Origin of the sequence: Nostoc sp. 2RC, assembly GCF_014222165.1 — a bacterium.
Taxonomy (GTDB): domain Bacteria; phylum Cyanobacteriota; class Cyanobacteriia; order Cyanobacteriales; family Nostocaceae; genus Nostoc; species Nostoc linckia.
On the sequence record NZ_JACKZU010000275.1, the window covers coordinates 1 to 11,179 of the forward strand.

Sequence of the window (11,179 nt, forward strand, 5' to 3'; positions counted from 1 at the left end):
GAGATGGGGAGAGGGGGGAGACAAGGGAGACAAGGAGAATCATAACTCCCCAGTCATCAGTCATCAGTCAACTGTCAACTGTCACAAACCCTAAGTACTTGAATTTGGCTATTTAAATTTTTGCTTATGGAGTGGTGATGATTTGACAAAGAATCAGTAATGTTACTGTTGTCAAAGAGGATTTGTCGTAGAATTAAAAACACTTCAGAGTAGATATTCTCCGATAATGAATCGCTTTTCTCAAAAAAATACGGGTTCCTACGATAGCATTTCACAGCAGATTGAGTTAAGCCGCGTTTCTGGTGGTAAGCAGTTACTTCGCGATCGCTATAAAATACTCCAAGTTCTGGGTAGAGGTGGTTTTGGCATCACATTTTTAGCGAAAAATGCCCTATTACCAGGGAATCCTCTATGCGTAATTAAACAGCTATCACCAAAAGTCACTAGTGGTCAAAGCTGGCAAAAGGCATGTACGCGCTTTGAAAAAGAAGCACAAACCTTGGCTTTACTCGGTAGCCATTCTCAAGTTCCTATGTTATTGGACTACTTTCAAATCAATAGAGAATTTTATTTAGTTCAAGAATACATACCCGGCTTGACTTTGGCACGGGAAGTGCGCCGACACGGACCTCAAAGCGAAGCTTCAGTTAAACAGTTTTTACAAGAATTTTTGCCGGTATTACAGTATCTTCACCAACATGGTGTAATTCATCGAGATATTAAACCACAAAATTTATTGCGCCGTGAAAATGACAAACGAGTGGTACTCATAGATTTTGGTGCAGTAAAAGAACAATTAATTGATAGTTGTGAAAATTCAACTAATTTATCTGCAAAGACTAATTTTGTTGGGACGATGGGATTTGCACCACCAGAACAGCTTTCTTTACGTCCAGTTTATGCCAGTGATATTTATGCACTAGGTGTCACTTGTATTTATATGTTGACGGGCAAAAGTCCCTTAGAATTCGACCAAGATCCCACTAGTGGTGAAATTTCCTGGCAAAAAGAGGTGAATATCAGCGACGATTTTGCCAAAGTTTTAAGCCAAATGGTGAAATTTTCTTTACACGATCGCTTTAAAACTACTGATGAAGTAGTCAAAGCTTTAGGTAAGGAAAACTTTTTTCCCAACTTGGCAAATTGCCTAACTAACCAAACATTGAAAAAGAAAAATCTTATACATCAAAAAATTACAGATTGGGAAACTACCGATTGTCAAATTAAGCATCCCCAGATTACAGAGTCGGAAAATTCTGAGGTATACATGCCGCCTGTAGTGAGAACTGCTAACGCCATTCGCAAATGGAGAGCAAGGCTAAAATGAACAATCTCATACACTTGATTTGACCCAGGAAAATAGAAAACATACAAAAAAATTTAGTAAGCATTTTGACTAAATTCGAGAGTCAGTAATGATTAATTAATCGGCCTTGGTCTTTAATACTTAGTCCTTTATTGATGGCAAATATACAAGAAAAAGTACTAAAGCTAAGAGTTTCCAAAATTTTTTTTCAGATTACTATATAATCGGAAGAATAATTAATCCTAATGGCTCTCGTAGTTTTCCCGAAATTAGGAAGACTGACTAAACTACAGCCCTGAAAAATAGCATAAATTTGCATTGGGCATGGGACATTGGGCATGGGGCATTGATTAATGACTAATGACTAATGACCAATGACTAATGACTAATGACTAAACATGCTATTTACAAAGGCCAACAATATAAGTAATTCCCCAATCCCCAGAACAGGGTTTTTCTACCACAAGTAAGCGAGAGTCAATTATTTTAAGGGTAAATACGGGGCAAGCTTAGCTTAAGTTGTCATGCAGTCGCGCCTGTCAGATCATGATCTGCTGCTTAAATCCCGATTGCCCAAACCCCCTAAATCCCAATGGAAAGAAATTTTGCCAAAGTTGTGGCACCCCCCTGGTGTCGCTTTTGAGAAATCGCTTCCGTGTTATCCGAGTCCTTTCAGATGAAGGGGGATTTGGCAGAACTTATCTATCAGAAGACATAGATAAACTCAATGAACGTTGTGTAGTCAAGCAATTAGCTCCAAAATTCCAAGGAACTTGGTCGCAAAAAAAAGCGATGGAGTTGTTTGCCCAAGAAGCCCAGCGACTACAAGAACTTGGAGAACATCCGCAAATTCCCACTTTGTTGGCTTACTTCGAGCAAGACGGCTGTTTGTATTTAGTGCAGCAGTTTGTCAATGGGGACAATTTATTAAAGGAGTTACAACAACGTAAAAAGCCGTATAATTCTAGGGAAATTCAAAGTATTTTGCTGGATTTATTACCTGTACTCAAGTTTATTCACGATCGCAATGTGATTCATCGAGACATCAAGCCAGAAAATATTATCCGGCATAAAAACGATGGACGATTAAGCTTGATTGATTTTGGTTCTTCCAAGCAATTTACCGCCAAAGTTCAAAATAAATCTGGCACATCCATTGGTTCTCACGGTTATTCTCCCCTAGAACAAATTAGAGATGGTAAAGCTTTCGCCGCCAGCGACTTGTTCGGTTTAGGCGCTACTTGCTTTCACCTGCTGACTGGAACTTCCCCTTTTCAATTGTGGATGGAATGCGGCTATGCCTGGGTGAGTAATTGGCGGCAATATTTACGCACTCCATTAAATGCTGAATTGGATTCGGTAATTGACAAGCTTTTGAAAAAAGACATTCAACAACGTTATCAATCAGTTGATGAAGTCCTAAAAGACTTGATGCAAAAACAACCGCTAGCATTACCACCAGCACGAAATTCAACAGCTACAATCCCATTAACTAAAGCATCAAAATTACCAAAAATTTACGGCTTATTGAGAACCGTAATTTTGGTAAGTGCTTTTGTGATGTTGTTTGGATTTAGCGAATCTTGGTACAAACATTTTCGCCAGATTCAAACTAGTTTGTCTTCCAGGCTAATTCAGAATAGTCCCAGGACAAATAACCCGCTTGTATCTCCAGCCCCAAAAATTACCTTCGGCAGAGTTTCCTTAGTTAATAGCCTCCAAGGACACGAAAACTCAGTTTTATCCATCACCATTAGCCCTGATGGCAAAACCATCGCCAGCAGTGGCGACGACGGCAAAATTAAACTTTGGAATCTAGCAACAGGACAACAAATCTCTTCATTCAATACCTATTCTGGGCAAGTGAATGTCGTGATTATTAGCCCAAATGGCAAAATTCTAGTAACTGGTAATGATGACAGCAGCATCAAAATTTGGAATTTGGCAACAGGAAGGCAAATTCGCACCCTCACAGGACATTCTGACTCAGTTCATACCCTAGCCATCAGCCCTGATAGCCAGACTTTAATTAGTGGTAGTGATGACAACACCATCAAAATTTGGGATTTAGCAACCGGAGAGCAAATTAAAACACTCACAGGGCATACATTTTGGGTACGGTCAGTAGCCATCAGTCCCGATGGTGTAATTCTTGCCAGTGGCAGCTTCGACAAAACCATCAAAATCTGGAATTTAGCAAAAGGATATTCCATCCGCACACTAGCGGGAAATTCTCAAACAATCACAAACGTAGCCATTAGCCCAGATGGTAAAACTTTAGCCAGTGGTAGCCGCGATCGCACCATCAGACTTTGGAACATCACCACCGGCAGACAAATTCGCACCTTCGTAGGACATGAGAACACAGTCACCAGCCTAGCTTTTAGCGCCGATGGTCAAATTCTTGCGAGTGGTAGCCGCGATCGCACCATTAAACTTTGGAATATTGCCACAGGAGAAGAAATTCTCACATTGCCAGCCCACACCAACACCGTAACATCTGTTGCCTTCACTCCTGATAGCAAAACCCTTGTCAGCAGTAGCGATGACAATACTATTAAGATTTGGCGGTTATTTGAGTGATGAGTGATGAGTGATGAGTTATGAGTGATGACTAAGAAATTATTCTCCTTGTCTCCCCATCTCCCCATCTCCCTTGTCTCCCCATCTCCCTTGTCTCCCCATCTCCCCCATCTCCTTAATTACGATACACTGTCTCAAAGAGTGAGCAGGGGTGAAAATGAGCATTATCACCGGCTATCGTGGCGATCGCAGTTCTAGGGGTAAAATACCAAAGCTGTTGTTTGGTTGGCAGCAAGTATTTAAAGAAGCACGTACCCGAATTTTATTTTGGTATTTGCTGATTTTAGCGATCGCATTTTTAATTGCCATTCCAGCTTTTCGCTATCATCTCTACCAACGCATTGATGAACGCGTTCGTCAAGATATGCTGGAAGATATGGTGGCTTTTAATGCGTTGATTAAGGGTGAAACCTTTGCTCCAGAAGATCCACTGACTGAAGATGATTCAGAAGATATCGTAATTGAACCAGAGCAATTGAAATGGTTACTGGCCGGAAAAAAACAAATCGCTCCTCCGGCTTCCCAAGAAGATTTAATCAGGCTTTTCAGAGCTTATCTGTTGTATCGACTACCAGAGGATGACTCTTATTTCATCACCTTTGTTAATGGTAAATTTTACAAATCTAGCCCTAGAGCGCGTCCTAAACCCCTTGCCAAGGAATCACCACTGATGCAAAGGTGGGCAAAACAAACCCAACCAGAGCAGGGAGAAAAAGAATTTTCTGACCCAGATGTTAGTAAAATTCTTTACATGGTGGAACCAATTAAAATTAATGGCAAAACTGAGGGAGTGTTTGTGGTTGCTCACAATACAACTGGGCAGCGAGCAGAGACTTTAGAAGCAGTTTCCGTAATTATTGAAGTCTCCAGCTTCGTGTTTGTGGTGTCGTTGATTCTAGCTTGGTTTGCGGCGGGACGGGTGTTAGCTCCATTACGTACAATTACGAATACAGCCCATGCAATTAGTGAGTCGGATTTAACTCAAAGATTGCCAGTACAAGGCAAAGGAGAATTAGCAGAACTAGCAACAACCTTCAATGAAATGATGGACAGGCTAGAGTCAGCTTTTGCCACACAACGGGAATTTGTCAACGATGCTGGGCATGAAATTCGGACACCCATCACCATCATTCGCGGACATCTGGAATTGATGGGAGATGACCCCCAAGAACAAAAAGAAACCTTGGCCTTGGTGATGGGGGAATTAGACAGGATGAGCCGTTTAGTAGATGATTTGATTTTGTTAGCAAAGGCAGAACGCCTAGACTTTTTGCAGTTAGCGACGGTGAATGTCGCAGAGTTAACCCAAGAGTTATTTGTCAAAGCTCAAGCACTAGGAGAACGAGATTGGCAAATAGACTCGGTAGCAAGGGGTCAGATTATAGTCGATCGCCAAAGAATTACTGAGGCTGTAATGAATTTGGCGCAAAATGCAACTCAGCATACCACCAAGACTGATACAATTTCCATTGGTTCAACCATCGCTAGGGGAAAAGTGCATTTCTGGGTAAGGGATACAGGCGAAGGCATTCCCCTTGTGGATCAAAAACGGATTTTTGAACGTTTTGCTCGAACTTCTAACAGTCGTCGCCGTTCTGAGGGCGCAGGGTTGGGGTTGGCAATTGTCCGAGCCATCGCCGAAGCACACAATGGACAAGTATTACTGCGGAGTCAACTAGGAAAAGGTTCGATGTTTACCATCGTTTTACCCCTCGATCCTCCAAAGAGGGAATTTCAAGAAATCAATTATTCTGTTTGAAGTTGGTGAGTGTTGACTGATGACTGTTGACTGATGACTGATTATTCTCCCCTGCACCCCTATGCCTCACATTCTCATCGCTGAAGATGAACCGCGGATTGCTTCGTTTATTGAAAAAGGATTGCGATCGCAAGGATTTACTACAACAACAGTCGCCGATGGACTGTATGTGGTAGATGTTGTACACAATGGAGCTTTTGATTTATTAATTTTGGATTTGGGTTTGCCTGGAAAAGATGGATTTCAGGTGTTGGAAGAATTGCGGGGACAGGGTGAGGATTTACCTGTAATTATTCTCTCGGCTCGCAGTGATATTCATGATAAAGTCGCTGGGTTAGAAGGGGGTGCGGATGATTATGTCACTAAACCCTTTCGATTTGAAGAACTGTTGGCGCGGGTAAAGTTGCGTTTGCGAACTACTAGACCGGTGAGAGATACCCAAGAGTTTACCTTGAGTGCAGGTAATGTGGTATTGGATTTGCGGACTCGACAAGTGAAAGTAGGCGATCGCTTGGTGGAATTACCAGCTCGTGAATTTACAATGGCAGAGATGTTTTGCCGCCATCCCGGACAAGTTATCAGTCGCGAACAACTGCTAGATTATGTTTGGGGCTACGACTATAATCCAGGTTCTAATATTGTCGATGTCTATGTTGGTTATCTCCGTAAGAAACTAGGCAGCGACATCATTGAAACAGTTAGAGGGATGGGTTATCGTTTGAAGACATAATATGCAACGCCGGGACTTCCAAGTAAAAAATATTCCATAGAAGATTGTTCTCTGTTAACTGTTGACCCTTCGACTTCGCTCAGGGTCAACAGTCAACGCATTAACTGGAATAATTTATTTTTTGGAGTTCCCTTAACTCGTGATTGAGTATGATATCAAGTTCCGATAATCACTTATAATTCAAAACTCTCCCTGTCTCCGTGTCTACCCGTCCCCGCGTCAGTCATAATTATAACTATTCAACCAAACTTGATATGAAGCGGTACAAGAATTTTGATAAACTGGCTGGTGGATGGTCAAACACTGGCATCCAGCCATTAAATAACTTTGGGTATTGGTTCAGTCATCTGAAAGTTGGTCAAAAAATAGGTGTTGGATATGCACTAGTTGTCAGTATTGCTGTGCTGGGGACTACTATGGGTTTTGTAATTGCAGAGCGTTACCAACTCAAGGCGCAAAAACGAGAAGTAGCAGCGTTTCAAGAATTATATCAGGCGTCTCAATTGAAAACGAGTGTGTTTTATGTACGCACCACTCAACACCAACTTATTCTCTACATGGATAGACCACAGCTGTGGGAAAAAAATTATGCTCAATTGTTGGAGTATGTTGCCCAAGCCCGACAAGTTTGGTCTGAGTTAAGAGTAAATTACAGCATTCAAAAGCCCATAAAATATAATGCTGTAAATAAACAAAAAGAATTCTATCTTTTATTACAAAATTATAAAAACTTTAGTGCTTACTTACAGCGCACAGAAGCTTTTTTTGAAGATAATAATCCCAATAAATTATCAGCAGATAAAATTAAGACAGCACAAACTCAATTGTTTAATTTTATGCATGGCTCCTCAGTTTTTTTGATGGATAACTTTCTCGATGACATTACAAATCTCGTGGAAGTGACAGCCAAAGATTATGAGCAAGCTAAACAGCAATTACAAACTGCGGAAAAGTTACGTTTATATATTATAGTTGGTAGTCTATCATTATCAATTGCCATCGCCACATTACTGGCAATTTATACCAGTCGTGCCATTGCCCATCCTATTCAAGCAGTTACTCATATTGCCCAGCAAGTTACAGAAGAATCTAACTTCGATTTACAAGCACCGGTCAAGACTAATGATGAAGTTGGTATCTTAGCTACTTCCCTTAATCGTCTCATCCAAGAAGTTCAGCAACTCATCAAAGCCCAAAAGGATATTAACGAACAGCTAGAAGTATACAGCCAAGTACTAGAAAAAAAGGTGCAGGAACGGACACAGGAATTAAATGAAAAAAACCAAAGCCTAGAATTAGCTTTAGAAGAATTACGTTCTACTCAAGCAAATCTCGTGAGAAATCAGCAAACAACAAAGGCGCAGGAAGATAATAATTTATAACTCAATACGCTTGGATTAAGGTTAAAACTCTTTGTCACAGTCCCCGGCTTCTATCAAGCCCCAAGTATGTGTTTGCGGGGTATAAATCCCCGTTACCAAACTGTACTTCAGACGAACGACTTTCGACTTCCGACTTCTTTAACCTTTTCCCAGACCACAAGGGAAGTTCATACTGCTTATCCGAAGCGTATTGACTGTTGAGCGTTGACAGTCAGCACTCAAGGCTTCGACTCCGCTCAGCCTTGACCCTGAGCGAAGTCGTACCACTACGTGGAAGCAAGCTACGCGTAGCGGTGACCATAGGAGAAGGGTCAACAGCGAACAGTCAACAACCTGAATCGGAACAATTTATTTTTTGGAATTCCCTAAAAATCAATCTTCTCATGCCCGATGCCCAATTTTCATTATGAGAATTTTCTCATAAAAGGTTCATAAAAGATTCATTCAACATTGAGAACTTAGTTAAGTCAGGATTTTAGATTCTGAATCCAAATTGAAATTGGCTTGAGACCCACTTAACTTATGTATGCAGAAATTCTACATAATTTTTTCTGATTCCACAGGACAAACTCCACTGAATACTTGAGGGATATTTGGCCATGAAATTGATGGTATATTCCCATGATGGCTTCGGTATTGGTAATATTCGCAGAATGCTAGGCATCTGCACTCATTTATTAAATTCTATTGATAAACTTTCAATCTTAGTAGTTTCTGGTTCGCCAGTACTGCATAACTTTCGACTACCGAAAAGACTGGATTACATCAAATTACCCTGTTTAAATCGGGGGGTATCTGGTGAAATGTCTGTCAAGTATCTGGGGATAGAAATTGATGAAGTAGTCAAATTGCGCTCGGAGCTAATTTTATCAGCGATCGCTAATTTTCAACCAGACATGTTTCTCGTAGACAAAAAGCCCTACGGTATTGGCAATGAATTGAAAGCGGCTGTTGAATATTTGAAAACAAAATTACCGGAAAGTCCTTTAATTTTAATCTTACGGGATATTTTGGATCGCCCAGATGCAATCATTCCAGAATGGCAAAACCAAGGTTACTACGAAGCAATTGAAAAATTTTATGACCGCGTGCTTGTTGTTGGTACTCCAGAAATTTTTGACATCCGCCAAGAATATCAACTACCGCCAATGGTAGCTCAAAAGGTGCAATTTTGTGGCTACATCCGCCAACAATTAGGACACAAAAGCCCAAATTTAATTCGCAGTGAATTAAAACTCACCAAAGAAGAAAAACTAGTTTTAGTTACCCCTGGAGGTGGTGAAGATGGTTACAGTTTAATTGACACTTATCTATCAAGTTTGGCATTATTGCCTAAGGGTTATAAATTGCGAAGTTTAATTATATCTGGCCCGGAAATGCCACTAGAACAGCAAGCTGAACTCAAACAAAAAGCAGCTGCATATCCTGAGGTGGAAATAACCGAATTTACTAATGATTTAATGAGTTACATCGCCGCAGCAGATGTGATAGTAGCGATGGGTGGATATAACACAACGTGTGAAATTCTTTCTGTGAATAAACCAGCAGTTATAGTACCCAGAATAAAGCCTTCGCAAGAACAGTATATTCGTGCAGAACACTTAGCAAAACTAGGTTTTTTCACAACTATTCATCCAAAGGATCTAACTCCAGATATATTACTGCGATCGCTGTTACAACAACTGCATATTTCCCAGATTTCCATTCCCGAAATTAATCTCAACGCCTTACCCAAAATTAGTCAATACATCTCCACCTTACTAGTCAAAAAAAACAGTCTGATTCCATTTTGCTATAACTAACCAGAACAATTTCCTGATTTAGCGACGAGTTGAAGTAGAAAGTATTTATTTCATCTTTCTTTTGCCTTTTAACCTGTCATTGATTCATTCACTAAAAATTCGTAGAGGTAAAATTTCATGAAACGTCTGATGTTTTACTGCCAACATATTTTAGGTATGGGGCATCTGGTTCGCAGCAGGGAAATTGTACGCGGTTTAACCAAAGATTTCCAAATTTGTTTTATTAATGGCGGTGAAATAATTCAAGGATTTGAAATTCCTGCTGGCGTAGAAGTTATTAACCTCCCTGCAATTAAAACCGATCCTCAATTTACAGAACTAGAAGTAGTAGATGACGCATTTAGTCTCAACGAAGTCAAAGAAATCAGAAAAAATCTCCTGCTGAAAATCTTTAATGAATTCCAGCCTGATATTTTAGTAGTAGAATTATTTCCTTTTGGCAGAAGACGGTTTTCTTTTGAGTTGATTCCTTTACTAGAATTAGCGAAATCAAACAAAAGTCACACAAAAGTTGTTTCCAGTTTACGAGATATTGTAGTTACCAAACAACACAAACAAGCAAAAAACGAAGAAAAAGTTTGTCACTTAATCAACAAATATTTTGATGTGTTATTGGTTCATAGCGACCCGGAATTTGTTCCATTAGAAGAAACATTTTCTAGAGTCAATGACCTAAAATGCCAAGTTTATTACACTGGATACGTGGTGCAGGAACAACCGAGCAATCCTGTGTTTACTTATGAAGATAAAGCAATTCTCAAATCAGACAAACCTCTGATTTTAACCAGCGTTGGAGGTGGCAGATTTGGTCATGAACTACTTGATTGTGTAGTGAAAACAGCGCCATTTTTAGAGAAAAGACTGCCACATAATATTCAGGTTTTCACAGGGCCATTTATCCCAGATGCAAAATTTCATGAACTGCAAGCATTGGCTAGAGATTACAAAAATATTCACATCCGCCGCTATACTCCTTACTTGCTAAGTTACATGAAAAAAGCAGAACTATCTATTAATATGTCTGGCTATAACACCACAATGAACATTTTAACCACTGGTGTAAAAGCAATGATTCTTCCCTTTACAGGTAACGAAGATCGAGAACAAACTATCAGAGCCGAAAAATTAAGCGATTTAGGCATTGTTAAACTTCTCAATCCTCGTGATTTACAACCTGATTATTTGGCTATTAATATTATCAATTATCTCAAGGAGCAACACTTTAAAATTAGTGTTGATTTCTCTGGAGTTGAGAAAACTACAAGTATCTTAAAGAATTTGGTAGTTAAACAACAAATTGCTTAGTGTGGAGAATTCAGGAGTCAGGAGTCAGGAGTCAGAATTCAGGAGTCAGAATTCAGGAGTCAGGAGTCAGGAGTCAGGAGTCAGGAGTCAGAATTCAGGAGTCAGAATTCAGGAGTCGGAATTCAGGAGTCAGAATTAGTAGAACGATTTGAAAAGACGAAACTATGCTGAGTAATGTAAAAATAAAAAGCTTGGTCTAAATAGTTCGTAGTAAGGACTACTCTCCTTTGAAAGGACTAAAGTCCTTACTACAAACTTTTAACTCCTAACTCCTAACTCCTAACTCCCAACTCCTAACTCCTAACTCCTAAC

7 protein-coding genes are annotated in these 11,179 nt (G+C 40.0%); all 7 read left to right on the forward strand.

Annotated elements, in window-relative coordinates:
- Nucleotides 1-226: 226 nt before the first annotated feature.
- The 7 genes from GNE10_RS24855 to GNE10_RS24885 all read left to right on the forward strand — a co-directional run bounded on the left by GNE10_RS24855 (nucleotide 227) and on the right by GNE10_RS24885 (nucleotide 10,867).
- A complete protein-coding gene (locus tag GNE10_RS24855; RefSeq protein WP_185567562.1) occupies nucleotides 227-1,327 on the forward strand; it encodes a serine/threonine-protein kinase in 1,101 nt (366 codons plus the stop codon).
- Nucleotides 1,328-1,852: 525 nt separating this feature from the next.
- Nucleotides 1,853-3,889: a serine/threonine-protein kinase gene (locus tag GNE10_RS24860; protein WP_185567564.1), complete on the forward strand. Its 2,037-nt coding sequence runs from the start codon at nucleotides 1,853-1,855 to the stop codon at nucleotides 3,887-3,889.
- A 157-nt stretch (nucleotides 3,890-4,046) separates the two neighbouring features.
- Nucleotides 4,047-5,648: a cell wall metabolism sensor histidine kinase WalK gene (locus tag GNE10_RS24865; protein WP_185567566.1), complete on the forward strand. Its 1,602-nt coding sequence runs from the start codon at nucleotides 4,047-4,049 to the stop codon at nucleotides 5,646-5,648.
- 61 nt (nucleotides 5,649-5,709) lie between these two features.
- Nucleotides 5,710-6,378, forward strand: coding sequence for a response regulator transcription factor (locus tag GNE10_RS24870; protein ID WP_185567568.1), 669 nt, complete (start codon nucleotides 5,710-5,712; stop codon nucleotides 6,376-6,378).
- Nucleotides 6,379-6,632: 254 nt separating this feature from the next.
- Nucleotides 6,633-7,760, forward strand: coding sequence for a HAMP domain-containing protein (locus tag GNE10_RS24875; RefSeq protein WP_185567573.1), 1,128 nt, complete (start codon nucleotides 6,633-6,635; stop codon nucleotides 7,758-7,760).
- Between the two features lie 599 nt (nucleotides 7,761-8,359).
- Nucleotides 8,360-9,562, forward strand: a complete 1,203-nt coding sequence (locus GNE10_RS24880) for a glycosyltransferase family protein (RefSeq protein WP_260447034.1) — start codon at nucleotides 8,360-8,362, stop codon at nucleotides 9,560-9,562.
- Nucleotides 9,563-9,679: 117 nt separating this feature from the next.
- Nucleotides 9,680-10,867, forward strand: coding sequence for a glycosyltransferase family protein (locus GNE10_RS24885; RefSeq protein ID WP_185567575.1), 1,188 nt, complete (start codon nucleotides 9,680-9,682; stop codon nucleotides 10,865-10,867).
- Nucleotides 10,868-11,179: the final 312 nt, after the last annotated feature.

Excerpts from the sequence above, each read along its gene's own strand:
- GNE10_RS24885 (WP_185567575.1), top strand. The coding sequence starts at position 9,680 with ATGAAACGTCTGATGTTTTACTGCCAACATATTTTAGGTATGGGGCAT.
- GNE10_RS24870 (WP_185567568.1), top strand. The coding sequence starts at position 5,710 with ATGCCTCACATTCTCATCGCTGAAGATGAACCGCGGATTGCTTCGTTT.
- GNE10_RS24865 (WP_185567566.1), top strand. The coding sequence starts at position 4,047 with ATGAGCATTATCACCGGCTATCGTGGCGATCGCAGTTCTAGGGGTAAA.
- GNE10_RS24860 (WP_185567564.1), top strand. The coding sequence starts at position 1,853 with ATGATCTGCTGCTTAAATCCCGATTGCCCAAACCCCCTAAATCCCAAT.
- GNE10_RS24875 (WP_185567573.1), top strand. The coding sequence starts at position 6,633 with ATGAAGCGGTACAAGAATTTTGATAAACTGGCTGGTGGATGGTCAAAC.
- GNE10_RS24880 (WP_260447034.1), top strand. The coding sequence starts at position 8,360 with ATGAAATTGATGGTATATTCCCATGATGGCTTCGGTATTGGTAATATT.
- GNE10_RS24855 (WP_185567562.1), top strand. The coding sequence starts at position 227 with ATGAATCGCTTTTCTCAAAAAAATACGGGTTCCTACGATAGCATTTCA.